This is a genomic window from Micromonospora reichwaldensis (genome assembly GCF_031845925.1).
Lineage (GTDB): Bacteria > Actinomycetota > Actinomycetes > Mycobacteriales > Micromonosporaceae > Micromonospora > Micromonospora reichwaldensis.
Window position 1 is genome coordinate 155509 of sequence record NZ_JAVRFL010000009.1, and the last position, 25145, is coordinate 180653.

22 protein-coding genes are annotated in these 25145 nt (G+C 73.9%); 10 read left to right on the plus strand and 12 right to left on the minus strand.

Features of this window, described 5'->3' with window-relative positions:
• Nucleotides 1-48: 48 nt before the first annotated feature.
• Nucleotides 49-777 carry a dethiobiotin synthase gene (gene bioD / locus RM555_RS10050; RefSeq protein WP_311411489.1) on the minus strand — a complete coding sequence of 243 codons (729 nt, stop codon included), beginning with the start codon at nt 775-777 and terminating at the stop codon, nt 49-51.
• Between the two features lie 73 nt (nt 778-850).
• Nucleotides 851-1987, minus strand: coding sequence for an 8-amino-7-oxononanoate synthase (locus RM555_RS10055; RefSeq protein ID WP_311411490.1), 1137 nt, complete (start codon nt 1985-1987; stop codon nt 851-853).
• A 154-nt stretch (nt 1988-2141) separates the two neighbouring features.
• Here RM555_RS10055 and bioB point away from each other — a divergent pair, with 154 nt between their 5' ends.
• Genes bioB through RM555_RS10070 form a run of 3 tightly spaced genes read left to right on the plus strand, consistent with a single transcriptional unit; the run spans nt 2142 to nt 3879 of the window.
• Nucleotides 2142-3137 carry a biotin synthase BioB gene (bioB, locus tag RM555_RS10060; RefSeq protein WP_132233178.1) on the plus strand — a complete coding sequence of 332 codons (996 nt, stop codon included), beginning with the start codon at nt 2142-2144 and terminating at the stop codon, nt 3135-3137.
• A complete protein-coding gene (gene bsaP, locus RM555_RS10065; protein ID WP_396888723.1) occupies nt 3134-3367 on the plus strand; it encodes a biotin synthase auxiliary protein BsaP in 234 nt (77 codons plus the stop codon). Before bioB ends, bsaP begins: the two co-directional genes overlap by 4 nt.
• Before the next feature lie 5 nt (nt 3368-3372).
• Nucleotides 3373-3879 (plus strand): GNAT family N-acetyltransferase, encoded by a 507-nt coding sequence (locus tag RM555_RS10070; protein WP_311411492.1) that lies wholly within the window; start codon nt 3373-3375, stop codon nt 3877-3879.
• Between the two features lie 97 nt (nt 3880-3976).
• Here the strand turns inward: RM555_RS10070 and RM555_RS10075 are convergent, their stop codons facing one another.
• Nucleotides 3977-4501 carry a DUF488 domain-containing protein gene (locus RM555_RS10075; protein ID WP_311411493.1) on the minus strand — a complete coding sequence of 175 codons (525 nt, stop codon included), beginning with the start codon at nt 4499-4501 and terminating at the stop codon, nt 3977-3979.
• A 91-nt stretch (nt 4502-4592) separates the two neighbouring features.
• Here RM555_RS10075 and RM555_RS10080 point away from each other — a divergent pair, with 91 nt between their 5' ends.
• A complete protein-coding gene (locus RM555_RS10080; protein WP_311411494.1) occupies nt 4593-5552 on the plus strand; it encodes a hypothetical protein in 960 nt (319 codons plus the stop codon).
• Between the two features lie 146 nt (nt 5553-5698).
• Here RM555_RS10080 and RM555_RS10085 read toward each other — a convergent pair whose 3' ends face one another.
• The gene (locus RM555_RS10085) at nt 5699-8632 is read right to left on the minus strand and encodes a glycoside hydrolase family 9 protein (RefSeq protein ID WP_311411495.1); all 2934 of its coding nucleotides are present in this window, start codon (nt 8630-8632) and stop codon (nt 5699-5701) included.
• A gap of 452 nt (nt 8633-9084) precedes the next feature.
• Here RM555_RS10085 and RM555_RS10090 point away from each other — a divergent pair, with 452 nt between their 5' ends.
• Nucleotides 9085-10650 (plus strand): aldehyde dehydrogenase family protein, encoded by a 1566-nt coding sequence (locus tag RM555_RS10090; protein ID WP_311411496.1) that lies wholly within the window; start codon nt 9085-9087, stop codon nt 10648-10650.
• Nucleotides 10651-10684: 34 nt separating this feature from the next.
• On the plus strand, nt 10685-10891 hold the full coding sequence (locus tag RM555_RS10095; RefSeq protein WP_311411528.1) for a VOC family protein: 207 nt from the start codon (nt 10685-10687) through the stop codon (nt 10889-10891).
• 94 nt (nt 10892-10985) lie between these two features.
• On the opposite strand, the gene RM555_RS10100 is transcribed toward RM555_RS10095, so the two are convergent.
• Both RM555_RS10100 and RM555_RS10105 read right to left on the minus strand, forming a co-directional pair.
• Nucleotides 10986-12038 carry a GNAT family N-acetyltransferase gene (locus tag RM555_RS10100; RefSeq protein WP_311411497.1) on the minus strand — a complete coding sequence of 351 codons (1053 nt, stop codon included), beginning with the start codon at nt 12036-12038 and terminating at the stop codon, nt 10986-10988.
• Nucleotides 12039-12165: 127 nt separating this feature from the next.
• On the minus strand, nt 12166-12870 hold the full coding sequence (locus RM555_RS10105) for an ACT domain-containing protein (RefSeq protein WP_311411498.1): 705 nt from the start codon (nt 12868-12870) through the stop codon (nt 12166-12168).
• A 152-nt stretch (nt 12871-13022) separates the two neighbouring features.
• On the opposite strand from RM555_RS10105, the gene RM555_RS10110 reads away from it, so the two are divergent.
• On the plus strand, nt 13023-14108 hold the full coding sequence (locus RM555_RS10110) for a phosphotransferase family protein (protein ID WP_311411499.1): 1086 nt from the start codon (nt 13023-13025) through the stop codon (nt 14106-14108).
• The gene (locus RM555_RS10115; RefSeq protein WP_311411500.1) at nt 14108-15322 is read left to right on the plus strand and encodes an acyl-CoA dehydrogenase family protein; all 1215 of its coding nucleotides are present in this window, start codon (nt 14108-14110) and stop codon (nt 15320-15322) included. The genes RM555_RS10110 and RM555_RS10115 overlap by 1 nt, the downstream gene beginning before the upstream one ends.
• A 184-nt stretch (nt 15323-15506) precedes the next feature.
• On the opposite strand, the gene RM555_RS10120 is transcribed toward RM555_RS10115, so the two are convergent.
• The 6 genes from RM555_RS10120 to RM555_RS10145 form a co-directional block, all read right to left on the minus strand.
• Complete coding sequence (locus RM555_RS10120) at nt 15507-16553, minus strand: LacI family DNA-binding transcriptional regulator (RefSeq protein WP_311411501.1); 1047 nt, start codon at nt 16551-16553, stop codon at nt 15507-15509.
• 85 nt (nt 16554-16638) lie between these two features.
• Nucleotides 16639-18072: a GH1 family beta-glucosidase gene (locus tag RM555_RS10125; RefSeq protein ID WP_311411502.1), complete on the minus strand. Its 1434-nt coding sequence runs from the start codon at nt 18070-18072 to the stop codon at nt 16639-16641.
• Complete coding sequence (locus RM555_RS10130) at nt 18069-18911, minus strand: carbohydrate ABC transporter permease (RefSeq protein ID WP_311411503.1); 843 nt, start codon at nt 18909-18911, stop codon at nt 18069-18071. Before RM555_RS10130 ends, RM555_RS10125 begins: the two co-directional genes overlap by 4 nt.
• Before the next feature lie 11 nt (nt 18912-18922).
• Nucleotides 18923-19894: a carbohydrate ABC transporter permease gene (locus RM555_RS10135; protein WP_311411504.1), complete on the minus strand. Its 972-nt coding sequence runs from the start codon at nt 19892-19894 to the stop codon at nt 18923-18925.
• 156 nt (nt 19895-20050) lie between these two features.
• Complete coding sequence (locus RM555_RS10140; RefSeq protein WP_311411505.1) at nt 20051-21343, minus strand: ABC transporter substrate-binding protein; 1293 nt, start codon at nt 21341-21343, stop codon at nt 20051-20053.
• Between the two features lie 394 nt (nt 21344-21737).
• Entirely contained in the window at nt 21738-22283 is a 546-nt protein-coding gene (locus RM555_RS10145) for a plasmid pRiA4b ORF-3 family protein (RefSeq protein ID WP_311411506.1), read from the minus strand.
• Between the two features lie 150 nt (nt 22284-22433).
• On the opposite strand from RM555_RS10145, the gene RM555_RS10150 reads away from it, so the two are divergent.
• Nucleotides 22434-23186 carry a pyrimidine reductase family protein gene (locus tag RM555_RS10150; protein ID WP_311411507.1) on the plus strand — a complete coding sequence of 251 codons (753 nt, stop codon included), beginning with the start codon at nt 22434-22436 and terminating at the stop codon, nt 23184-23186.
• 138 nt (nt 23187-23324) lie between these two features.
• Nucleotides 23325-25079 carry an ATP-binding protein gene (locus RM555_RS10155; RefSeq protein WP_311411508.1) on the plus strand — a complete coding sequence of 585 codons (1755 nt, stop codon included), beginning with the start codon at nt 23325-23327 and terminating at the stop codon, nt 25077-25079.
• Nucleotides 25080-25145: the final 66 nt, after the last annotated feature.

The following is a 25145-nucleotide window of genomic DNA, read 5'->3' on the forward strand; positions in this document are numbered from 1 at the left end:
CAGGCTACCCACGCCCGACCTGCGCCGGCACCGACGAAAGTCAGGTGCTCAGCTGATCTCCTCGGCCCACGCGCGCCAGTCGTCGAGCACCCCGTACAGGGCGGGGGTGAGCCAGCCGGACGCGGACCGGCGGAAGACCCCCGGATCCATCGCCCCGGTCCCGGCCGGCAGGGCGCCCATCAGCCTCGGCACCAGGTCGGTCAGGTTGGCCCAGTGCACCAGCTCCGGCGCGGCCGGCCACGCGCCGACCACCACGCCCGCCGGCACCCCCCGACGTTCCAGGGCCTCCAGCGTCAGCGCGGTGTGGTTCAGGGTGCCCAGGCCGGCCCGCGTCACCACCACGGCCGGGCAGCCCAGTGCCACCGCCAGGTCCGCCACCGTCCAGGCCTTCCCCTCCGGCCACAGCCCCATCGGTACGAGCAGGCCGCCCGCGCCCTCGACGAGCACCAGGTCGTGTTTGTCGGCCTCCTCGCGGACCGCGTCGACGGCGGTGTCCAGGTCCAGCGGCGCCAACTGGGCGACCCGGGCCGCCGCCAGCGGGGCGAGCGGGTCGGGGAAGCTGGCCAGGGTCCGGCCGGTCAGCGGGGCGGCCAGCCGGTTGACCGCGTCGACGTCGCCCGGCTCGCCGCCGGCCGTACCCGTCTGGGCGGGCTTGACCACCGCGACCCGCAGGCCGGCCGCCTGCGCGGCGGCCGTGATCGCCGCGGTGACCACCGTCTTGCCGACGTCGGTGTCGGTGCCGGTCACCAGCACCGGCCCGCGCCACGGCCCGGTCATGTCCCCACCCCGACTCACAGCGTCGCCCTTGTTCGCGACTGCGGGGCTCGCAAACCCCGCTCACTCCTCGCGCTCACGGGGCACACTCCACGATGGTCTCCAGGGCCCGCTCGAAGTCCGCCCGGGGGATGCCGGCGCCGATGGTCAGCCGCAGCCGGGACCGGCCGTCCGGCGTGGACGGGGGCCGGAAACAGCCGACGGCGACTCCCCGGTCGCGGCAGTCGGCCGCCCAGGCGCTCGCCGCCTCGGGGCCGGGGGCGGTGACCGAGACGACCGCGCCGTCGGGGGCGGAGACGGCGAGCCCGGCGGCGCCCAGCCGGCGGACGACCAGGGCGGCCCGCTCGGCCAGTTCCGCGCGCAGGTCGTCGCCGGCGCGGGCCAGCCCGACGGCGGCGTGCACGCCCGCGGCCACGGCCGGCGGCAGCGCGGTGTCGAAGATGAAGGTCCGGCCGGTCTCGATCACGTGCCGGACGAACTCCGCCGGCCCGGCGACCACCCCGCCCGCGCCGCCGAGGGCCTTGGAGAGGGTGGCGGTGACGACCACGTCGGGCTGGCCGGCGAGGCCGGCGGCGGCGACACCCCCGGCGCCGGCCGGGCCGGTCACCCCGAGGGCGTGCGCGTCGTCGACCAGCAGCAACGCGCCGTGCTCCCGGGCGACGGCGTGCAGCCGGGCCAGCGGGGCGAGGTCGCCGTCGACGGAGAAGACCGACTCGGTGACGACCACCGCCGGCCGGCCGGGCGCGGCGGCGAGCGCGGCGGCCACCGCCGCGACGTCGGCGTGTGGGGTCACCACGGTCTCCGCGCCCGAGATCCGGCAGCCGTCGATCAGGGAGGCGTGGTTGTGGGCGTCGGAGACGAGCAGCGTACGGGGCCGCACCAGCGCCCGGACCGCCCCGAGGTTGGCCAGGTAGCCGGAGGAGAAGACGAGTGCCCGTTCGGCGCCGAGCCAGTCGGCGAGGGCGTCCTCGAGCGTGTGGTGGGCGTCGGTGGAGCCGCGCACCAGCCGCGACCCGGTGGCCCCCAGCCCGTACGCCGACAGCGCCCGCGCCGCCGCGGCGGTGACCTCGGGGTGGGTGGCCAGGCCGAGGTAGTCGTTGCCGGCCAGGTCGACCACGGCGTCGCCGGCGGCCCGCGGTCGCAGCCGGCGGGTCAGCCCCGCCTTCGCGCGCAGTTCGGCGCGGCGGTCGAGCGCCGCCAGCCAGTCCGCCACCGTCACCCCCACGCCGCCCGGCCGGCCGCCGTCGGCCGCTTCCGCCGGGCGAAATTACCACCCGCCGGCCAGCGCCCGGCGTGTCCACCCCTGCGTCCGGGTGCCGACACGCGGGCCGTTCGTCCCGGCCAGGTGGCCTTGTAGGGTACGAGCCATGCCAGAGATCCTCGACCAGGCCCGAACCCAGGTGCTGGAGAACGGCGTCGGTCTCGACGAGGCCGGCGTCCTCGCCGTGCTGAACCTGCCCGACGAGCAGCTGCCCGCCGCCCTCCAGCTCGCCCACGAGGTGCGGATGCGGTGGTGCGGGCCCGAGGTGGAGGTCGAGGGGATCGTCTCGCTGAAGACCGGCGGGTGCCCGGAGGACTGCCACTTCTGCTCGCAGTCCGGCCTGTTCACCTCCCCGGTCCGGTCGGTCTGGCTGGACATCCCCTCGCTGGTCGAGGCGGCGAAGCAGACCGCCGCGACCGGGGCGACGGAGTTCTGCATCGTGGCGGCCGTGCGCGGCCCGGACGCCCGGCTGATGAAGCAGATGCGCGAGGGCGTCGCCGCGATCAAGGCCGAGGTCGACATCCAGGTGGCCGCGTCGCTGGGCATGCTCAGCAAGGAGCAGGTCGACGAGCTGGTCGACATGGGCGTGCACCGCTACAACCACAACCTGGAGACCTGCCGCTCCTACTTCCCCAACGTGGTCACCACGCACTCCTGGGAGGAGCGCTGGGAGACCCTGCGGATGGTCCGCGAGTCCGGCATGGAGGTCTGCTGCGGCGGCATCCTCGGCCTCGGCGAGACGGTGGAGCAGCGGGCCGAGTTCGCCGCGCAGCTCGCCGAGCTGGACCCGCACGAGGTGCCGCTGAACTTCCTCAACCCGCGCCCCGGCACCCCGCTGGGCGACCGGCCGGTGGTGGAGGGCAAGGACGCGCTGCGCGCCATCGCCGCCTTCCGGCTGGCCATGCCGCGCACCATCCTGCGCTACGCGGGCGGCCGGGAGATCACCCTCGGTGACCTGGGCACCCGCGACGGCCTGCTCGGCGGCATCAACGCGGTGATCGTCGGCAACTACCTGACCACGCTGGGCCGGCCGGCGACGGCCGACCTGGAGCTGCTCGACGACCTGAAGATGCCGGTCAAGGCGCTCTCCGCAACGCTGTGAGCGCCCCGGTGACGACGAGTGACGCGGCGACGGCGGCCAGCGGGGCGTCGGCCGTCTGGTGCGACCGCTGCGGCGAGGCCGTGGCGGCCGGGTCGCACGACGGGTGCGCGGCGGCCCGGGAGCTGGAGCCGCCGCGCTTCTGCGCGCACTGCCGCCGCCGGATGAAGGTGCAGGTGCTGCCGGTCGGCTGGGCGGCGGTCTGCGTCGAGCACGGCGAGATCCGGGGCTGAGGCGGATGCTGCGCGGCCGGACGGTGACCCTGCGGCCGGCGGGCGCCGGGGACGTGCCGGCGCTCGCCGCGATCCGGGCCGCCCCGGAGGTCCGGCGCTGGTGGCGCGGCGGCGACGACCTCGCCGCCGCCGTCCGGGCCGACCTCGCCGACGAGGCCCTGACGGTGTACGCGATCGAGCACGACGGCCGGGTGGTCGGCGCGATCCAGTGGTACGCCGAGGACGACCCCGACTACCGGCACGCCAGCATGGACGTCTTCCTCGACCCGGCGGTACGCGGCGCGGGGCTCGGCGGGGACGCGATCCGCACCCTGGTCCGGCACCTGATCGACGAGCACGGCCACCACCGGTTCACCATCGACCCGGCGGCGGCGAACACGGCGGCCGTCCGGGCGTACGCGAAGGTCGGCTTCCGCCCCGTCGGGGTGCTGCGCCGCTACGAGCGCGGCGAGGACGGGCGCTGGCACGACGGGCTGCTGATGGACCTGCTCGCCGACGAACTGGCCGACTGAACGCCCACCCGTCGGTCAGCCGTCCCGGCCGCCGGTCGACTGTCCCGTCCGTCGGTCATGCCGTCCCGCCCGTCGGTCATGCCGTCCCGTCCGTCGGTCAGCCGTCCCAGACGAGGTCGCCGTCGGGCAGCCGGCGGGCGCCCTCGGCGGGGCGGTGCGGGGTGAGCCGGCCGTCCGGCATCAGGTGGGACACCGGCACGCCGCGCCCCAGCACGGCGACGTCGGCGATCAGCCGCCGGTGGCAGCGCCACCAGACGCTCTCGCTGCACATCACCGCCGTGGTCCGGGCCGCCGCGTCCGCCAGCACCGCCTCCAGCGCCGCCCGGAAGTCGACGGTACGGGTGTACGCCGCGTACGCCCGGAAGGCGGCGACAGTCCACCAGGTGTCCGGCTCGTCCGTGCCAGCCGGGGTGTGCCGCCGGCCGCCGAGGCGCTGCTCCCAGCGGTAGTCCACGCCGGCCGCCGGCAGCCAGCGGGCCAACTCCTCCCGGCGTACGTCGGGGTTGGTTCGGCTCGCCGGGAACCGCCGCACGTCCACGACGAGCGCGACCCCGGCCCCCGTCAGCAGCTCGCCCAGCCGCTCCCGATCGGCCGCCCCGTGCCCCACCGTCAGCAGTGTCACGAGGAGGGAATGCCCCGAATCGCGGGCGGCTACCGCCCGGGATCCCCGCGCGGGGCGGCGGGCGGCGCGGCCGGCGGCGAGGGTGGGACGGGTGTACCCCGACCTTCCGGCCGACGAGGCCGACGCGCTCGACTGGCTGGCGTTCGCGCAGGCCGGCGTCGTCACCACCGCCCAGGCGATCCGTTCGCTGACCGAGGGCACCGTACGCGGACGCGTGCGCTCCGGGCGGTGGCGCGCGATCTGCCGGGGCGTCGTGCTGATGGGCAACGGCCGGCTGACCCGGGACCAGCAACTGTGGGTGGCGGTGCTCGCCACGGGTTCCGGTGCTGTCCTGGCCGGCCCGACGGCTGCCGCCGAGGCGGGCGTACGCGGACTGCGGCGCGAGCCGCTGCACGTGCTCGTGCCGGCGCACCGGCGGGCGGGGCGCACCGTGCTGGGCCGACTGCCGATCGACATGCCGGCGGTCGTCGTGCACCGCGCGTCAGTGCTGCCACCGGCGCATCTCCAGCTCGCCCGACCGCCGCGCACCACCACCGCCCGGGCACTGGTGGACGCGGCCGGCTGGGCCCGTACCGTCGACCAGGCGCAGGCGGCGCTGGCGGCCGGCTGTCAGCAGCGACGGGTCACGCCGGCGGAGTTGTCGGCGGTGTTGGACGCGCTGCCCCGGGCCCGTCGGCGGGCGTTGATCCGGCAGACCGTGGCCGACATCGCGGGCGGCGCGGAGGCGCTCTCGGAGATCGATTTCGTCCGGCTCTGCCGCCGCCACGGCCTGCCCGCGCCTCACCTTCAGCAGCGGCGCGCCGACGCCTCCGGGCGGACGCGGTGGCTCGACGCGTACTGGCGGGAGTGGGGGTTGCACGTCGAGATCGACGGCGCGCACCACATGGACGTCCGGCACTGGGCGGCCGACATGCGTCGCCAGAACGACGTCTGGACCTCGGGGGACCGCATCCTCCGCTTCCCGGCATGGCTGATCCGCGCCCGCCCCGACGAGGTGGCCGACTCCCTCCGCCGCGCCCTGCTCGCGGCTGGCTGGCGCCCCGAGGGGTGAATCTTGGACAGTTGCCGTCCGCGACGAACGGCAACTGTCCAAGATTCCGCCGGGGGCGCGGACGGTGACGTCCGTTGGGGGCGCGGACGGTGACGTCCGCGCCCGCCGGTGGCGCGGACGGCGATGCGTCCGCGCCACCGGGTGCGTCAGGAGACGGTGCAGGGGGTGCCGTTGAGGGTGAACGTGGTGGGCTTCGGGTTCGATCCGGTGTGGGTGCCGTTGAAGCCGAAGCTGGTCGACGCGCCCGGCGCGAGCCGGCCGTTGTAGGAGAGGCTGGTGGCGGTGACCGCGGCGCCGGTCTGGGTCCACGTCGCCGACCAGCCCTGGCCGACCTTCTGGCCGGCGTGGGGGAAGGTGAAGGCGAGCGTCCAGCCGGCGATCGCGGTGGTGCCCGTGTTGGTGAGGGTGACGTTCGCGGTGAAGCCGCTGTCCCAGCCGCTGGTCGTCCAGGTCACGGCGCAGCCGCCGGACGCGGGCGGGTCGGCGGTGGTGACGGCGACCGGCGCGGACGCCGCCGAGGCGTTGCCGGCGGCGTCCACGGCCACCACGTGGAACTGGTACGCGGTCGCGGCGGTCAGCCCGGTCACCGCCAGCGTGGTGCCGGTGGGCGAGCCGACCAGCGTGTCCCCGCCGGCGGCCGACCGGTAGACCCGGTAACCGGTGACGCCGACGTTGTCGGTCGACGCGGCCCAGCTCAGGGTGAGCCTGGTGGCGGTGACCGCCGAGGCGGTCGGGGTGCCGGGGCGGGTCGGCGCGACGGTGTCGGGGGCCGGCGCGGCGGGCGTGGTCACCTCGGCCACGGGCGAGGCGGCCGAGCGGTTGCCGGCGCCGTCGCGGGCCCGCACCGTGAAGCGGTACGTCCGCTCGGGCAGCAGCCGGGTCACGGCCAGGGTGTTGGTGGCCGAGTTGAGCAGGACGAGCGCGTCGCTGCCGACCTGCCCCTGGGTGACCTCGTAGCCGGCCAGCCCGCTGCCGCCGGCGTCGGTGGACGCGGGCCAGGTCAGGGTCAGCCCGGTCGCGGTGACGGCCGAGGCGACGGGGGTGCCGGGGGTGGTCGGCGCGGTGGTGTCGGGGGTGGCCGGGCCGGGCTCCTCGCCCCAGATCCGGGTGGCGCCGGAGTAGAGCGTGACCTTCCGGTTCGGTCCGGCCGCCGCCTGGTACGACGGGTCGTTCGTCGGGTCCCAGGTGCCGCCCTCGGGCACGCCGATCTTGAACTGCACCTCCATCCGGTGCTGCGACTGCCCGGCGGGCGCGATGGTGTGCCCGGTGCAGTCCACCTCGACGTACCAGATGTCGCCGGAGAACTGCCTGGCCGTGGCCGGCGACGGGCAGCCCTGGGTGTAGCCGGGGGTGACCGTGACCGGGCCGGTGCCGTCGGGGCGGAAGTAGTAGCGGAACTTGCCGTCGGTCAGGGCGCGGGCAGGGAAGGCCGACTTGTTGTAGACGATGGCCTTGAGGCCGGTGGCGCGCGGCTCGGCCTGCATCACCGTGGTCTCGACGGTCAGCTCGTCGATGTCCGGCGTCTCGGCGCGGGGGAAGCCGGCGAGCGGGGTGCCGCCGTACTCCTGGGCGAGCCGGGCCAGCGCGGAGCTGAAGCCGGCGTTGTAGTCGGTGGCGACCTCGTTCATCACGTAGTCCGACCGGCTGTCGGTGTACGCGTCGTTGGCCGCCGACGGGCCGCCGACCAGCGCGCCGTAGAGGGTGTGCCGGGTCTCGACGGGCACGGTCTGGCTGTCCCACCAGGAGCCGTGCGCGGTGCGGTGGTGCGGGTTCTTCGGGGAGTTGGCGCCGAACCCGATGACGTAGCTGGAGGCGCGCGGGTTGTCGCCGAGGGCGTAGTTGATCTGCCGGACGGCGAAGTCCTTGTAGCGGGCCTTGCGGGTGGCGTCGGTGGTCTTGTCGCTGTAGACGAGGGCCGCGAAGGACGTGTTCGCCGCGTAGCGCAGGGCGCCCCACGAGTCGAGCACCGCCATCCCGCCGGGCGAGTACGGCACCCGCTGCCCGTTGACGCCGACGGTCCAGTAGTCGAGCCAGCGGTTGGCGTCGTCGACGTACTTCTGCTTGCCGGTCAGGTTGGCCAGCAGCACGTACGCCCCGAACTGCTTGTTGTCCCAGGCGATGGTCCACTTGTAGGAGCGGGTGGTGCTCTGGTTCTCGGTGCCGAGCTTGTCGTACTCGCTCTCGGCCTTGGCGAGGTAGGCGGCCTCGCCGGTGGCCCGGTGCAGCCAGATCGCGGACCAGACCAGCTCGTCCTGCCAGCCGCTCCAGGAGCGGTAGAAGCTGGTCGCGTCGGTGATGCACTCGTGGTAGCTCTTGCGCACCGTGTCGGCGAACGTGTGGAGCTGCCTGGCGTGCCCGAGCAGCTTGTCGGCGTAGGCGGCGTCGGTGGGCCGGAAGACCATCGACGACGCGGCCATCGCCGCCGCCGTCTCCCCCGCCAGGTCCGCGCCGCCGCAGCTCGCGTCGATCTTGTACGCGGGCCGCGCCATCTGCATCACCTCGGCCGGGCCCCACCACTTGTGGTCGTCGTCGCCCTTGCCGACCTGTCCGTAGAGGACGTTGGGCGCCGGGTGCGCCTTGATGAAGTAGTCGTTGACGAAGCGCAGGTTGTTGAGCAGGTGCGGCAGCTGGCCGGAGGCGACGTAGCCGGCGCGGTACTCGACGGCGCCCCAGGCGAGCATGGTGGCGCTGAACGCCATGGGGAAGCCGAACTTGACGTGGTCGCCGGCGTCGTACCAGCCGCCGGTGAGGTCGAGCCCGACGTCGGCGCCGTCGGTGAGCGCGGAGTCGCCGCGCCAGGAGACCCGGTTCCAGTCCGGCAGCGGGCCGGACTGCTGCGCCTCGTAGAAGTAGAGCGACTTCTGCAACGCCTCGGCGTAGTTGAAGGCGGCGGCGGGCGCTGCGGCGGCGGCGGACGCGGTCCGCGCGGCGCCCCCGGCGGCGGCGGGCGTCGCGGCGGAGGCGGGCGTCGCGGCGGTGACGGCGAGGGCGAGGCCGGCGGCGAGGGCGCTGCCGGCGGCCAGCAGGCGGGGCAGCCAGGGCTGCTCGCCCGGCCGGCGCGGACGTCTCGGGTGACGCATGACGGGGCTCCTGTCGGTGGCGTCGCCGGCGGCACCGGGGACGGCGCGCGGGATGGTGGTCGGGGCGTGCCGGCGAGGGTGGTGGGGGTGCGGCCACGGGCCCGGGAGCGCTCCCATGGATGACCGACAATGTAATGCGACGGTCGCCGGTTTGTGAAGACGCCCGCGGGGCGCCCACGGTGCGCCCGCGCAGGGGCGCTGACAGGAAAGCCCTTACCTGCACACCGGACGTACGTCACACCATCGAGAGACATGGATTGAATTACGGCGTACGGGCAGGTCATCACCGGGACGGGTGGGCGAGTAAGCGCGTCGCGGCCGGGCGGGCGACGGGCCGGGCGTTCCGGCATACGAACGTACTGTTGCCCGTCCCTTTCCGGCGCGCGACAGTACGCCCACACCAGCGGTGCCATCGACGTTGCCGCTCCCCCGGCCAACCTGAGGAGATCGCGATGGCTCTACGACTCGCCGACGGCACCGCCTGGTCCGACACCCTCGCCCGCGCGGTGGCCGCCGCGCCCGAGGCGTTCGGCTCCCCGGTCGACGGCGTCACCACCCTGCACAACCTCGTCCGCGGCGACTGGCACGCCGTGGGCACCCCCAGCCCCGTCCGCACGCCGGTCGACAACACCGTGCTGGTCAACCTGTCCCGCCTCGACGCGGAGTCCGCCCGCGCCGCGGTCGCGCACGCCGCCGCCGCGCACCGGGCCTGGGCCGACACCCCGCTCGCCGAGCGCAAGGCCCGGGTCACCGACGCCCTGGACGCGCTCACCGCCCACCGCGACCTGCTCGCCCTGCTGCTGGTCTGGGAGATCGGCAAGCCGTGGCGGCTGGCCTGCGCCGACGTGGACCGGGCGCTCGATGGCGTCCGGTGGTACGTCGACGAGATCGACCGGATGCTCGCCGACGGCCGGGAGCCGCTGCCGGGACCGGTCAGCAACATCGCGTCGTGGAACTACCCGATGAGCGTGCTCGTGCACGCCGAGCTGGTGCAGCTGCTCGCCGGCAACGCGGTCATCGCCAAGACCCCCTCGCAGGGCGGGGCGGTCTGCCTCACCGTCGCGCACGCGCTGATGCGCCGGGCCGGGCTGCCCGCCACCCTGGTCTCCGGCGGCGGCGAGGAGCTGTCCGAGGTGCTCGTCCGGGCGCCGGAGATCGGCGCGGTGGCGTTCGTCGGCGGGCGTTCCAACGGCGGCAAGGTCGCCGCCGCGCTGCTCGACTCCGACAAGCGGCACTTCATCGAGCAGGAGGGCCTCAACGCCTGGGGCATCTGGAACTTCTCCCAGTGGGACCTGCTCGCCGGGCACCTCAAGAAGGGCTTCGAGTACGGCAAGCAGCGCTGCACCGCGTACCCGCGCTTCGTGGTCCAGCGGGACCTCGTCGACGAGTTCCTCGACATGTACCTGCCGGTGGTGCGCTCCGTCCGGTTCGGGCACCCGCTCGCCGTCGGTGACGACTGGACCGCCGGTGACCCGCTGCCCGAGCTGGACTTCGGCCCGCTGATCAGCGCCGCCAAGGCCGACGAGCTGCGCCGCAAGGTCGACGAGGCGGTACGCGGCGGCGCGGTGCCGCTGCACCGGGGCAAGCTGCACGGCGCGCCGTTCCTCGACGGGCAGGACACCTCCGCGTACGTGGCCCCGTCGGTGCTGCTGGCCCCGCCCGGCCGGTCCCGGCTCATGCACGCCGAGCCGTTCGGCCCGGTCGACACCATCGTCGTGGTGGACACCACCGACGAGCTGCTGGCCGCGATGAACGCCTCGAACGGCGCGCTGGTCGCCTCGCTGGCCTGCGACGACGAGGAGCTGGCCGGCAAGCTCGCGGTCGACCTCCAGGCGTTCAAGGTGGGCATCAACAAGCCCCGTTCCCGGGGCGACCGGGACGAGCCGTTCGGCGGCCGGGGCGCGTCCTGGAAGGGCGCCTTCGTCGGCGGCGACCTGCTGGTGCACGCGGTGACCCAGGGCGGCGACGGCCGCCTCTACGGCAACTTCCCCGACTACAACAGCTACCCGACGACCTGAGGTGCAAGGAAGGGCACCTTACTAACGCATAGCGATTGCAAGGTGCCCTTCCTTACACCCAGACGGCGGCGAGATGGACCTCGACGACGAGGTCGCCCGACTGGTCGCGCTCGGCGCCCGCCGGGTCGACTGGCCGCACTACCCCGCCGACCCGCATCCCGCCGAGCCGCCGTACGTGGTGCTCGCCGACCCGGAGAGCAACCGGTTCTGCGTGCAGGGCCGCGGCGCGGGCGACGGCTGACCCCCGCACGTCCCGTCCGGACGGCACGGCTGCCGGCTCACCCGTGCCGTTCCGACGGCCGTGGGGCCTCATCCCGTGCCCACGCGGCGACGGCTCACCCGTGTCGCGCGGACGCGCCCTCGACGAGCGGAACGGTGACGGTCACCAGGCCGCCGTCCCGCTCGGCCGGCGTGGGCCGGCCGAGCCGCCGCACGGTACGCAACATCGGGGCGTTCTCCGCCTGAACGTGCAGCACCAGGGCCGCGTAGCCGGCCTGCTCCGCGTGCCGGACCAGCCGGCGCAGCAGCGCCGTGCCGAGGCCCCGCCGCTGCCAGTCGTCGCGGACCAGCAGCGCCACCTCGGCCTCGTCACCCTCGGCGAGCAGATTCGCCATCGCCACCACCGACTCCGCCTCCCCGGCGTCACCGCCGGCCGTGGCGAGCAGGGTCACGCCCCGGGCCGGCTCCAGCAGCCGACGCAGCCGGGCCGGGGTCGGCGTCCCCGCGCCGCCGAGGTAACGCCGGTGGCGGCTGCCCGGCGAGCACTCCTCGTGCAGCTCGACCACGCCGGGCAGGTCGTCGGCGACGGCCGGCCGTACCGACACCTCGGCGCCGTCGGGCAGCACCAGGGTGACCTGTTCCGCGGCCCGGCGCGCGACGGCGGCCGACAGCTCGACCAGGGCCTGCGCGCGGGCGTACTCGGCCGGGGTGAAGCCCGGCGCGGCCCGGCGCAGCGCGAACGACCCGCCGGCCGGATCCTCCAGCAGCATGGTCGTGTCGGCGATCCCGCAGCCGGCGCCCGCGGGCGACGGTCGCCAGCTGACCGTGTCCGCGCCGAGCAGGGCACGCAGCGCCTCCCCGGTCGCGTCCGGGTCCCGCACCAGCCGGGTGGCCAGGCCGAGGGCCCGGGTCGGCTGGTCGGCGAGCCCGCGCGCCTCGCTGCGCGCCACCCAGCAGTCCCGGCCCCGCCCCCGGTGCACGGCGGCGACGAGGCCGGCCTCGTCGAGCGTGTCCGGCGCGTCGACCAGGAAGTCGTCGACGGCGCCCCGCTCGGTGGTGTGCACCTGCACGGCGAGGATGTTGACCCCCCGCAACGCCAGGCTCGCCGTGAGCACCGACAGGTAGCCCGGCCGGTCGTCCACGGTCGCCCGGATCCGCCACAGCGTCATGATCCGCTCCCTTCCCCCGTACGAGGCTCGCCCGTCGCTGTTGCGGGCCGGTTGCCCCCGGGTGACGGCTGAAGTTCCGTCGCGCGACCTGCGCCACACCGACCGCCGCCCGCCCGACCGGCCGGGCTCAGGGCTTGGCGGCCACCGGCGGCGCCCCGACCAGGTCGAGCCGGTCGCCGAGGATCACCGCGGCGGCCCGGACGAGCTGCGCCAGCCGGTCCACCTCCGTGGCGTGGAACGCCGCCGCGGCCGGCGTCCCGGCGCACTCCCGGGCCACCACCAGCACCAGGCCGGCCCGGCCGAACGGCGCGACCGCGACGTGCGCGCCGCCGGGCGTGCTGATCGCCCGGGCCCGCAGCGGGGTCACCTCCGGCAGCGGCGGCGGTACGGGCGCGCGCCAGCTCGCGTACCCGACGGTCGCCTCCCCGGCGGCGCCGGTCCGGGCGGCCCAGTCCACCGGCACCACCGCGACCACCGCCCAGTCGGCGGCGAGCAGCCCGGGCACGGCGTCGACCAGCGTGGCGACGCCGTCGACCGGGTTGGCCGCGACCTGGGCCAGCAGCTCGGCGTCCTGCCCGGAGGTGGTGGGCGCGCCGATCGCCCGCCACACCCCGTCCACCCGGACGCCGGGGATCGCCGCCAGCCCGGCGAGCAGCCGCTCGACCCGTGCCGCGCCCGGCCAGACCACGGTGAAGTCGTCCACCGCCCGCCCGCCGAGCCGCTCCAGGACGACCACCTGGACGATGTCCGCACCGGACACGCCCATGGTGCGCGCCACCTGACCGAGCGTGCCCGGACGGTCCGGCAGGGTGACCCGAACTCGCAGCAACATGTCTGAACCCCTCCGCTCGGCGGGCCGGCACCGCTGGCCGGCAGGCTGGGCCCCAGCCTGGCCGGTGGCCGTTTCGCCCCTGTTGCCGCGGCATGTCCCGAGGGTCAACTCCCGGCCTTGACAACATGGCGGAGCTGCCATCAACTAATCGGATGACCGAGCCGGCCGTCGACGCGCACGGGCCGGGCAGCAGCCCCGCCGCCGCCTCCCCCCGGGGGCTGGATCTCGACCGGCTCGCCGCCCACCTGGCCCGGCACCGGCCCGAGCTGGCCGGCGGCCCGCTACGGGCCCGGCTGATCGCCGGCGGCAAGTCCAACCTGACCTACCTGCTGCACGCCGGCGGGCGCGAGGTCGTGCTGCGCCGCCCCCCGCTCGGGCACGTGCTGGCCACCGCGCACGACATGGCCCGGGAGTACCGGGTGATCTCCGCGCTGGCGCCGACCGACGTGCCGGTGCCCGCCGCGCTGCTGCTCTGCGAGGACGCCGAGGTGATCGGCGCGCCCTTCTACCTGATGGAACGGGTGCACGGCGAGGTGTTGCGCACCCGCGCCCAGACCGACCCGCTCACGGACGACCAGCGGCGGGGGCTGGCGCTGGCGATGATGGACACCCTCGCCGCGCTGCACGCGGTCGAGCCCGCCTCGGTCGGGCTGGGCGACTTCGGCCGCCCGGAGGGCTACCTCGCGCGGCAGGTCCGCCGGTGGGCCGGCCAGCTCGACCGGTCCCGCAGCCGGCCGCTGCCCGGCATCGAGGAGCTACGGGACCTGCTCGGCGGCACCGTGCCGGAGGGCGCCAACGCCGGCCGGATCGTGCACGGCGACTACCGGCTGGACAACCTGCTCGCCACCGTCGACCCGGTGGCCGTACGGGCCGTGCTCGACTGGGAGATGGCCACCCTCGGCGACCCGCTGGCCGACCTCGGGCTGCTGCTGACCTACTGGGACGTGCTCGGCGGCAGCGAATCGGCCGCCGGCAACCCGGTCGCCGACGGGCTCGGGCCGCGCGCCGGGTTCCCCACCGGGACGGAGCTGATCGAGCGGTACGCCGGGCGCGGCGACGTCGACGTCGGGCCGCTGCACTGGCACGTCGCGCTCGGCTGCTTCAAGCTCGCGGTGATCTGCGAGGGCATCCACTACCGGCACACGCTCGGGCAGACGCTCGGCGAGGGCTTCGACCGGATCGGCGACATGGTGGCACCGCTGGTCGAACACGGGCTGACCGCCGCCAGGGAGCGTTGATGGACTTCGCCTACGACACCCGCACCGAGCAGCTGCGGGCCGAGCTGACCGCGTTCCTGGACGAGCACGTCCACCCGGCCGAGCCGGTGCACGCCGCGCAGGTGGCCGCCGCCGGCGACCCGTGGGCCCGGCCCCCGGTGATGGCCGAGCTGAAGGCCGAGGCGCGCAAGCGCGGCCTGTGGAACCTCTTCCTTCCCGACCCGCGCCACGGCGCCGGCCTGACCAACCTCCAGTACGCCCCGCTGGCCGAGCTGACCGGGCGCAGCCCGCACCTGGCCCCGGAGGCGCTCAACTGCGCCGCGCCCGACACCGGCAACATGGAGCTGCTCGCCGAGTTCGGCTCGCCGGAGCAGCAGGAGCGCTGGCTGCGCCCGCTGCTGGAGGGCGAGATCCGCTCCGCGTTCTGCATGACCGAGCCGGAGGTGGCGTCCTCGGACGCGACGAACATCGCCACCCGGATCACCCGCGACGGCGACCACTACGTCATCGACGGGCGCAAGTGGTGGTCGTCGGGCGCGATGGACCCGCGCTGCGAGATCTTCATCGTGATGGGCAAGACCGACCCGGAGGCCGACCGGCACCGCCAGCAGAGCATGATCCTGGTGCCCCGGGACGCTCCCGGCGTCACGGTGCGGCGGGGCATGACGGTGTTCGGCTACAGCGACGCCTCGCACGGCGGCCACGCCGAGGTCGACTTCACCGACGTCCGCGTACCCGTGGAGAACCTGGTCGGGGCGGAGGGCGCCGGCTTCGCGATCGCCCAGGCCCGGCTCGGTCCCGGCCGGATCCACCACTGCATGCGGCTGATCGGCATGGCGGAGCGGGCCCTGGAGCTGCTCTGCCGGCGGGCGCTCGAGCGGGTCGCGTTCGGCCGGCCGCTCGCCGAGCAGGGCGTGGTACGCGAGTGGATCGCCGAGTCCCGGGTGCGCATCGAGCAGGCCCGGCTGCTGGTGCTCAAGACCGCCTGGCTGATGGACACGGTCGGCAACAAGGGCGCGCACACCGAGATCCAGGCCATCAAGATCGCCACTCCCGCCATGGCCGAGTGGGTGATCGACAAGGCCATCCAGGCGTACGGCGGAGCCGGCGTCAGCCAGGACACCCCGCTCGCCGCCCTCTGGGCCCAGTCGCGGACACTGCGCCTGGCGGACGGCCCCGACGAGGTCCACCGTTCCTCGCTGGCGAAGCGCGAACTGCGCCGCTGGTCGACCTGACCAAGACACCCCACCCCACGCTTCCCGCCCGCTCCCCCGGCCCGGCCCGGCCCGTTGCCCGACCCAGCCCAGCCCGGCCAAGCCCGTTGATCATGAAGTTATTGTCGCGACACGCCGACGTCGAGGGCGACAACTTCATGATCAACCCGGAGGTGGGTGGGGTGGGGTGGGGTGGGTGGGGGGGTCAGGCGTAGGAGCGTTCGATGAGTTGGGTGTCCAGGAGGATGTGGGGGGACGGGAGCTCGTCGCCGCGGATGCGGCTGACCAGCAGGCGGGCCATCTGCCGGCCCATCTCCTCCACCGGCTGGAAGACCGTGGTCAGGGGCGGCTCGGACTGCCGGGCGATCGGGGCGTCGTCGAAGCCGATCACGGCGACGTCCTCCGGCACCCGCCGGCCCGCCTCGCGCAGCGCACGCAGCGCCCCGAACGCCATCAGGTCGGAGGCGACGAAGACGGCGTCGAGGTCGGGGCAGTTTTCCAGCAGCCGACGCATGCCGGCGGCACCGCTGCCCTCGCTGAAGTCGCCGTACGCGATCAGGGCGGGGTCGACCCCGCCCCCGGCGGCCCTGACGGCCTCCTTGTAGCCGGTCAGCCGGCCCAGGCCGGCGCCCATGTCCTGCGGGCCGGCGATGGTGGCGATGCGCCGCCGCCCCCGGCCGGCCAGGTGTTCGACCGCCCGCCGGGCGCCGCCCACGTTGTCCACGTCGACGTAGTACGCGGGCTGCGCGCCGGGTTGCAGCATCCGGGCCGGGCGGCCACCGAGCACGGTGGGCAGGCCGCGCTCCTCCAGCAGGGTGGGCAGCGGGTCGGAGTCGTGCAGCGACAGCAGCAGGACCCCGTCGACGTGCTGGTTCGTCAGGTGGTGCTCGACCCGCTCCCGCTCGATCGGCGACTGCACCATGGCCAGCCAGAGCTGCAACGGGGTCTCCAGCAGCCCCGAGCTGACGCCCCGGACGATGCCGGCGAAGAACGGCTCGGTGAAGACCCGGTCGCCGGATTCCGACACCACCAGGGCGATCGAGTCGGTGCGTTGGGTCACCAGGGCACGGGCGGCCCGGTTCGGCACGTACCCCAGCTCGGCGATGGCCTGCTGCACCGCGGCGCGCGCCTCGGGGCTCACCTGGGGTGAGCCGTTGACCACCCGGGAGACCGTCCCGCGACCGACGCCGGCGCGGGCGGCGACGGCGTCGAGGGTCGGGCGCCCGAGCGACCGGGTGCGCTGCGTTGTCATTGTCTGCTCCTCCGACGGCGGACCGGCCCCGGCGCCACCCCGTGCGGGGTGGCGCCGGGGCCGCCCGTTGATGGCTGGCCCTGGCCTATTGTGCGGCCAGACCGTTGCGTCGGATCACCTCGGCGTACCACCTGGCGCTGGACTTGGGGATGCGGACCTGGGTGTCGTAGTCGACGTGGACCATCCCGAACCGCTTGGTGTAGCCCCAGGCCCACTCGAAATTATCCATCAGCGACCAGGCGAAGTACCCGCGCAGGGGCACCCCGGCCTCGATCGCCTCGTGCGCGGCGCGCAGGTGGGCGTCGAAGTACGCCAGCCGGTCGGCGTCGTCGACCTGCCCGTCGACCACCTCGTCCACGAAGGCCGAGCCGTTCTCGGTGACGTAGAGCGGCAGGTCGGTGTACTCCTCGTGCACCCGGCGCAGCGTCTCCACCAGGCCGGGGGCGTCGATCTCCCAGTTCATGTCGGTCACCGGGACGCCCCGGGTGACGAACCGGACGTCCTCGCTGCCCGGCCAGCACGACGGCGCCCGCCAGTACGGCTCCGGCTCGGCGTCGGGGTCCGGCGCGGCGACGACGTGGCGGCTGTAGTAGTTGACGCCGACCACGTCCAGCGGGGTGGAGATGGTCGCCAGGTCCCCGTCGCGCACGTGCCCGAAGTCGGTGACCTTGGCGAGGTCGGCCATCAGGTCCGCCGGGTAGGACCCGCGCAGCAGCGGGTCCAGGAAGAAGCGGTTGGCCAGCCCGTCGATGCGCCGCGCGGCGTCGACGTCGGCGGGCGCCTCGCTGGCCGGGGTGACCGGGTAGAGGTTGACCGTCACCCCGACCTCGGCGGTCGGCCGGGCCGCGCGCAGCGCCTGCACCGCGAGGCCGTGGCCGAGCATCAGGTGGTGTCCGGCCCGTACGGCGTCCGCGCCGTCCGAGCGGCCCGGCGCGTGCACCCCGGAGCCGTAGCCGAGGAACGCCGAGCACCACGGCTCGTTCAGCGTGGTCCAGTAGCGCACCCGGTCGCCGAGCGCGTCGGCGACCAGCGTGGCGTAGTCGGCGAACCGCGCGGCGGTGTCCCGGGCCGGCCAGCCGCCGACGTCCTCCAGCGGCTGCGGCAGGTCCCAGTGGTAGAGGGTCAGCCACGGCTCGATCCCGTGCCCCAGCAGTTCGTCGACGAGGCGCCGGTAGAAGTCGAGCCCCTCGGCGTTGGCCGGGCCGGTGCCGCCCGGCTGCACCCGCGGCCAGGAGACCGAGAACCGGTACGACTTCAGCCCCAGCTCGGCCATCAGCGCGACGTCGGAGCCCAGCCGGTGGTAGTGGTCGCAGGCCACGTCACCGGTGTGCCCCTCGACGACCCGCCCCGGGGTGTGGCTGAAGGTGTCCCAGATCGACGGGGTCCGGCCACCCTCGGCCGCCGCGCCCTCGATCTGGTACGCGGCGGTGGCCGCGCCCCAGAGGAAGCCGGGCGGGAAGGTCAACGGCGGGCGGTCGCCGACGACGCCGACGGCGGGTGGGCTGGCGGGGTTGCTCACGACTTGACGGCACCTTCCATGATGCCGCCCACGATCTGGCGGCCGAACACGATGAACACGATCACCAACGGTAGAGTGCCGACCGCCGTGGCCGCGAACACCTGCGAGTAGTCGGTGTAGTAGGCGTACGACAGGAAGGCCAGCGAGACCTGGAGCGTCGGGTTCTCGGAGGTGAGCACCGCGTACGGCCACAGGAACGAGTTCCAGGTCTCCATGAACGTCAGCAGGCCGAGCACGGCGGCGGCCGGCCGCAGCGCCGGCAGCACGATGCTCCAGTAGATGCGGAAGGTGCTCGCCCCGTCCACCCGGCCCGCCTCGATCAGCTCGTCGGAGATGGCCTGGGTGGCGTACTGCCGCATCATGAACACGCCGAACGCGCTGACCAGGAACGGCACGGTCACCGCGTAGAGGGTGTCGAACCAGTTGAGGTCCTGGATCATGCCCCAGAGCGGGATGAGGCCGAGCTGCGTCGGGATCATCATGGTGACGATGATCGTCAGCAGCAGGGCGTTGCGGCCCCGGAAGCGCAGCTTGGCGAAGGCGAAGCCGGCCAGCGAGCCGGTGATCACCACGGAGACCGTCACGATGCCGGAGACGATCACCGAGTTGAGCAGGCCGGTGAGGAAGTTCGCCGCGTCGTTGTCGAGCACGCGGCCGAAGTTGTCGCCGAACGATCCGGCCGGCGTGACCGGCGGCGGGACGTCGTTGATCGAGTCCAGGCTGCGGGTGGCGATGACCACCATGTAGTAGAACGGGTAGATGGAGAACAGCGTCGCCAGGACGAGCGCGACGTAGGTCAGCGGGCTGGTGCGCCACAGGCGCCGGGATGCCGAGTTCATCTGGGCGTTCCTCACTTCACCGTGCGGCGGACGAGCAGGAAGTTGATCCCCGAGACGAGGGCGATCATCAGGAACATCGCCCAGGCGACCGCGGCGCCGTAGCCGGCGGTGTTGAGGTTCTCGATGCCCAGCTCGTACATGTACATGGCCAGGGTCTGGAACTCGCGCTGGTCGCCACCGATGATGTTGCCGTTGGCGAAGACGAGCGGCTCGGTGAAGAGCTGGAGCCCGCCGATCGTGGAGAGGATCACCACGAAGACGAAGGTCGGGGTGAGCATCGGCAGGGTGATCCGCCAGAACTGCTTCCACTGGCTGGCGCCGTCGAGCGCCGCCGCCTCGTACAGGTCGCGCGGGATGGCCTGCATGCCCGCGAGCAGGATCAGGGTGTTGTAGCCGGTCCACCGCCAGTTGACCATGGAGGCGATGGCGGTCCAGGAGCTCCAGCGCTCGGCGTCCCAGTCGACCGCGTCGATCCCGACGAAGCTCAGCAGCCAGTTGATCACGCCGAAGTCGCGCTGGAAGAGCATGCCGAAGACGATCGCCACGGCGGCCACCGAGACCACGTTCGGCATGAAGATCGCCATCCGGAACAGCGTGCGCGCGCGCAGGAAGGTGCGGTTGAGCAGGTTCGCCAGGAACAGGGCGAGCAGCAGCTGCGGGATGGTCGACAGCAGGAAGATGCCGAAGGTGTTGAGCGTGGCGTTCCAGAAGTACTCGTCCTTGACCAGGGCGACGTAGTTGTCGAACCCGATGAAGCTGTGCTCGCCGATCAGGTTCCAGTCGTGCAGGGACATCCAGGCGGTCCGCAGCATCGGGTAGAGCCCGAAGATGCCGAAGACCACGAAGAACGGCGCGATGTAGAGGTACGGCGAGTACTTGAGGTCCAGCCGGGTCAGCGAGTGCGACCGGGACCGGCGCCGCGCGGGCGGGCGGGGTGGCGGTGCGGCGGGAGACGGCGGCGCCGTCGTGGCCGAGAGGCTCATGCGGGGTCCTTTCCCGGCGTCGGCACGGGCGCGCGCCGACGCCCAGGCGCTCTTACGCGAAAACGGGACGGCGCCGATGGCGTCCGGGGCGGAACGGGGACGGCGCCGGTGGCGTCCGGGTGTGTGGACCCGGACGCCACCTGGCGACGAGGTGGGTCAGAAGGCGCCCTGCGTCTTGGCGTCCTTCGCGAACTGCTCCCAGGCCTTGTCCTTCGTGGCCTGTCCCTGTTCGTACGAGCGCAGCGCCGGCTCGAACGCGTTCTCCTTCACCGCCTGGTGCTTCGGGCCGAGGTGCAGCGGCTGGATCTTGGCGACGCTCTCACCGAAGATCTTGCCGGTCGGCGCGTTGTTGAAGTACTCGTTGGTGTAGGCGAGGAACTCCTGGTTCTTCAGCGCCTCCAGGTTGGTCGGCAGCGGGCCCTTGAGCTTGAACGCCGCCACCTGGCTCTGCGCGTTGGTCAGGTACTCGGCGAGCTTCGCCGCCTCCTTGGGGTACTTGCTCTGGGTCGGCACGCCGAGCCAGGAGCCACCCCAGTTGCCGGCGCCACCGGGCACCGGGGCGACGTCCCACTTGCCCTTGTTCTGCGGGCCGGAGTTGTCCGCGACGATGCCGAGCATCCACGACGGGCAGAAGGTCGCCGCGAAGGTGCCCTGCTTGAAGCCGGCCGACCACTCCGGCGACCAGGTGGCCGTCTCGGCGGTGATGTTGGCGTCGGCCATCGCGACCGCCGTGTCCCAGGAGGTCTTCACCGCCGCGCTCTTGTCCGCGACGACGTTGTCGTCCTTGTCGTAGAACAGGTCGCCGCCCTGCTGGAACATCACCGCGCTGGCGGCGGTGGTGACCGAGTCGAGCAGGCCCTTGCCGGTGGCGGTGCGGTACTTCTTGCCGGTCTCGATGAAGGCGTTCCAGTCCGGCCAGAGGGCCGCGACCTGGTCCCGCTCGACCGGCAGCTTGGCCGCCTGGAAGAGGTCCCGGCGGTAGCAGACGGCGAGGCTGCCGACGTCGGTCGGCAGGCCGATCAGCCGGCCGTCGGGCGCCTTGCCCAGCTCCCACTTCCAGGGCAGGTAGTCCTTGCTGTGGTCGGAGACCAGCGGAGCGAGGTCGGCCCAGTTGGCCGGGTTGGCCTTGAACTCGTTGAGGATGCCCTCTTCCAGGGCGACCACGTCGGCCGCGCCCTTGCCGGTGGCGAGCGCCCGCACGATCTTCGGCCGGTACTCGTTGAGCTGGGCGGTCTTGCGCAGCTCGACCTTGATGCCGGTGTCCTTCTCGTACTGCTTGATGATCTCGTCGTAACCGAACTCGCCGAACGTGTCGACGACCAGCTTGGCGGGCTTCTCGCCGGCCGCCGGCGCGTCGTCGTCCTTGCCGCAGGCCGCGAGACCGCCGATGGCGGTTATCGCGGCCAGGGCGGCAGCCGCCATGCGGGTGCGCCGCGTGGTGAGGCTCATCGGAGACCCCTCTTTCGGTGGTGAGGCTGACTGGGTGTGGTGGGGGGTGCCGTACGCGCCGTCGGCACCGGTCGGGGCCGGCGGTCGACGTCCGGAGCGGGGCGCGGGTGAGTCGTGCCACGTTCGCGGGAGCGCTCCCATGAGATTGCCGGCGGGTGTCGGAGGTGTCAATAGGCCTATGGGAGCGTTCCCAGATCGTTACCGCGTGTGCGTACGCCCCGACTGCGGCACGTCGCGGGCCGGCCCGCCGGGCGGCGCCACCTGGGCTCCCGTCCTGTTGAAGCGGTTCAGTTCGCCCGGACGCGGGCGACGGACACGCTGAGCGGCCCGTCGCGCACCCTGCGTGCGGCCGGAACGCGCCGCAGCCGAAGCGGTTCAGCGGCGGTGCAGGGGTTCAGCAGAGGCGGCGCAGCAGGGTGCCGGCCCGGCCCGCGTCGAAGGCGGCCGGGTCGAACCGGTCGCCCACCCGGTCCCGCGCCTCCCGGTGCCCGGGGTGAGTCGGATCCACCAGCGCGGCCAGCAGCGCCTGGTAGCCCGCCGGGCCGCCGACGTCCTCGGGCGGGCACGCCCGCTCGCCGTCCAGGCAGGACGGGTACCGCTCGTCCGGATCGGCCGCGCAGGCGTCCTCCACCACCAGGTCGTGCTCCCACCAGTCGCCGAAGTCGTACGTGTAGTGGAAGCGGCTGCCCTTGCCGAGCACCGCGTCGAGGCGGACGTCCAACTCGTCGCGCAGGGCCAGCTCGCCGTCGGGATCGGGCTCGCCGTACTGGCGACCCTCGATCTCGAACGAGTGCAGGTGGCAGTCCCGCCAGCCCATGGCGTGCTGCACCACCCGGTGCAGCCGGTCGAGGGTGTAGCCGCCCGGGACGAGCACCCTGCGCCAGACGGGCGGCCGGACCCCGGCCAGGGAAATCTTCAGCTGGAAGATCTGACGCGGCATGCTGTCCCATCCTTCCTCGGCATAGGCTGCGGGCATGATCTGCCGAGCGTGCCGGGCCAGGCGGCACGACGACTGCCCGGGGCGGAACTGGTGCGACTGCCAGCACCGTACCCCCCGACCCACCCCTCCGGTCACCGGTCCGGCCGGCGAATGAGCGTCGGAATCCCGATTTCGGCGCTCTGGCCGCAGGCGTCGGCGCGACCGTTGGACGACGCCGCGCTCACCGCGCTCTACGGCCGGTCCGACCGCCCCCACCTGCGGATGAACTTCGTGACCAGCGTGGACGGCGGTGTCTCCGTCGACGGCTACTCCGCCGGGCTCTCCGGCGAGGCGGACAAGCGCGTCTTCGGGCTGCTGCGCATGCTCTGCGACGCCCTGCTCGTGGCCGCCGGGACGCTGCGGCACGAGGGCTACCGGGCGGTACGCCTCAACGAGCGACGCCGGGCGTGGCGCCGCGAACACGGCCTGCCCGAGTACCCGACGCTGGTCGTCGTCTCCGGCTCGCTCGACCTCGATCCGGCGCAGGCCGCGTTCGCCGACGCGCCGGTGCGGCCCGTGGTGCTCACCCGGGCCGACGCCGTGGCGCCGCCCGGCCTGACCGGGGTCGCCGACGTGGTGCGCTGCGGCGACGACCGCGTCGACCTCGCGGCGGGCCTGGCCGAGCTACGCCGCCGCGGCCTCGGCCAGGTGCTCTGCGAGGGCGGCCCACAGCTGTTCGGCGCGCTCACCGCCGCCGACCTCGTGGACGAGGTCTGCCTCACCGTCGCCCCGCTGCTGGCCGGGGCGGGCCCGGGGCGGATCACCGCCGGCGACACCAGCGACGTACGCCACCTGCCGCTGCGGCACGTGCTCGCCGCCGCCGACGGGGTGCTCATGCTCCGCTACGCCCGCGACCGACCGTGACCGGGCGGGCACCCTGCGGTTGACGGGCGCCGATGTCGGGGTGGCGTCCGCCGCGTCGCGTGGCAACCTGTCGTACACCTCGGGCAGGATGCAGGGCGTGTGCCCCGACCGCGACGACCAGCCGACCGGAGTTGCCCGATGACTGACGACGGGTTCGACGGCCCGGGCGAGGTGGTCGGCCGGGTGCTGGGCACCGCCGACGCCACCCCCCTGCAGTTCTGGACCGCGGTCTCCCCCGGCAGCTACCTCCAGCTCGACGACGTCGTGGTGACCCGGCGGGAGCTGCCGGACCGCGAGCCGGTGACGATCGCCGGGGTGGTCACCCAGGTGCGCGCCCGGCACGAGGGCGCCCAGTTCGACTCCGACGTCTTCGCCATCGCCGACGGCACGCTGCCCGCGCAGGTGCAGGAGGCCGCCGAGATCACCACGACCCGCGTCGACCCGGAGCTCTACGTGCCGCCGTCGCCCGGTGCCGTGGTGCACCGCGCCGAGGGTGACGCCCGGGCCCGGGCGCTGCACTTCGACCGGATGGAGCGGCGCATCCCGATGGGCATGGGCCGCGACGGGGTGCCGGTCTACCTCAACGCCGACTTCCTCGACGGCAGCCGGGGCGCGCACGTGTCGATCTCCGGCATCTCCGGGGTCGCCACGAAGACGAGCTTCGCCACCTTCCTGCTCTACTCGGTCTTCCGCTCCGGGGTGCTGGGCGGCGACGCCGTCAACGCCAAGGCGCTCATCTTCAACGTCAAGGGCGAGGACCTGCTCTTCCTCGACCATCCCAACACCCGGCTGGACGACCCCACCCGCGCCGCGTACGCGAAGCTCGGCTTGGCCGCCGGCGCGTTCCCGGACGTGCGGGTCTACGCCCCGCCCCGGGTGGGCGACTCCTCCGGCACGCCCGACGTGAGCAGCCGCCTCACCGGCGTGGACAGCTTCTACTGGACGCTGAGCGAGTTCTGCGCCGACCGCCTGCTGCCCTACGTGTTCGCCGACGCCGACGACGAACGCCAGCAGTACACGATGGTGGTGCACTCGGTCACCGCCCACCTGGCCCGGCACGCGCAGCCCGCCGACGGCGGCATCAGCATCGACGGGGTACGGCTCGGCTCGTACGCCGACCTGGTCGACCACGTCGTCGAGCAGCTCAACGACGACGAGACCCGCTCCGACTGGGCCGGCAGCGCCGTCGGGCTGGGCACGGTCAACGCGTTCGCCCGGCGGTTGATCGGCAGCAAGAAGGACCTGTCCCGGCTGATCCGGGGCGACCTGGCCACCCGCCGCCCGCACTCGATCAACACCGCCGAGAGCGCCCAGGTCACCGTGGTGGACCTGCACAACCTCCCGGACCGCGCGCAGCGGTTCGTGGTCGGCGTGACGCTCAAGAGCGAGTTCGAGCGCAAGGAGAAGGCCGGCACCGCCAAGCCGCTGCTCTTCGTGGTCCTCGACGAGCTCAACAAGTACGCCCCCCGCGAGGGCTCCTCCCCCATCAAGGAGGTGCTGCTCGACATCGCCGAGCGGGGTCGCTCGCTCGGCGTGATCCTGGTCGGCGCCCAGCAGACGGCGAGCGAGGTGGAGCGGCGGATCGTCACCAACTCGGCGATCCGGGTGGTGGGCCGGCTCGACCCGGCCGAGGCGTCCCGCCCGGAGTACGGCTTCCTGCCGCCCGCCCAGCGCCAGCGCGCGCTGCTGGCCAAGCCCGGCACGATGTTCGTCAACCAGCCCGACATCCCGGTGCCGCTCTGTCTGGAGTTCCCGTTCCCGGCCTGGGCCACCCGGGTCTCCGAGGCCGGCCGCGCCCCGTCCGAGACGCTCCGGTCGATCACCCAGTCCGTCGACCCGTTCGCCGTCGTCGGCTCCGGTGGCGGCACCAGCGACGACGACATCCCGTTCTAGGGAGTGACCGGTGAGCGCGAGGAGTGAGCTTGCGAGCCCCGCAGTCGCGAACGAAAGGTCGGCACC

Coding starts and splice junctions, on each gene's coding strand:
- bioD (WP_311411489.1), bottom strand. CDS start 777: ATGACCGGGCCGTGGCGCGGGCCGGTGCTGGTGACCGGCACCGACACC.
- bioB (WP_132233178.1), top strand. CDS start 2,142: ATGCCAGAGATCCTCGACCAGGCCCGAACCCAGGTGCTGGAGAACGGC.
- RM555_RS10070 (WP_311411492.1), top strand. CDS start 3,373: ATGCTGCGCGGCCGGACGGTGACCCTGCGGCCGGCGGGCGCCGGGGAC.
- RM555_RS10085 (WP_311411495.1), bottom strand. CDS start 8,632: ATGCGTCACCCGAGACGTCCGCGCCGGCCGGGCGAGCAGCCCTGGCTG.
- RM555_RS10090 (WP_311411496.1), top strand. CDS start 9,085: ATGGCTCTACGACTCGCCGACGGCACCGCCTGGTCCGACACCCTCGCC.
- RM555_RS10100 (WP_311411497.1), bottom strand. CDS start 12,038: ATGACGCTGTGGCGGATCCGGGCGACCGTGGACGACCGGCCGGGCTAC.
- RM555_RS10105 (WP_311411498.1), bottom strand. CDS start 12,870: ATGTTGCTGCGAGTTCGGGTCACCCTGCCGGACCGTCCGGGCACGCTC.
- RM555_RS10110 (WP_311411499.1), top strand. CDS start 13,023: ATGACCGAGCCGGCCGTCGACGCGCACGGGCCGGGCAGCAGCCCCGCC.
- RM555_RS10115 (WP_311411500.1), top strand. CDS start 14,108: ATGGACTTCGCCTACGACACCCGCACCGAGCAGCTGCGGGCCGAGCTG.
- RM555_RS10120 (WP_311411501.1), bottom strand. CDS start 16,553: ATGACAACGCAGCGCACCCGGTCGCTCGGGCGCCCGACCCTCGACGCC.
- RM555_RS10130 (WP_311411503.1), bottom strand. CDS start 18,911: ATGAACTCGGCATCCCGGCGCCTGTGGCGCACCAGCCCGCTGACCTAC.
- RM555_RS10135 (WP_311411504.1), bottom strand. CDS start 19,894: ATGAGCCTCTCGGCCACGACGGCGCCGCCGTCTCCCGCCGCACCGCCA.
- RM555_RS10140 (WP_311411505.1), bottom strand. CDS start 21,343: ATGAGCCTCACCACGCGGCGCACCCGCATGGCGGCTGCCGCCCTGGCC.
- RM555_RS10145 (WP_311411506.1), bottom strand. CDS start 22,283: ATGCCGCGTCAGATCTTCCAGCTGAAGATTTCCCTGGCCGGGGTCCGG.
- RM555_RS10150 (WP_311411507.1), top strand. CDS start 22,434: ATGAGCGTCGGAATCCCGATTTCGGCGCTCTGGCCGCAGGCGTCGGCG.
- RM555_RS10155 (WP_311411508.1), top strand. CDS start 23,325: ATGACTGACGACGGGTTCGACGGCCCGGGCGAGGTGGTCGGCCGGGTG.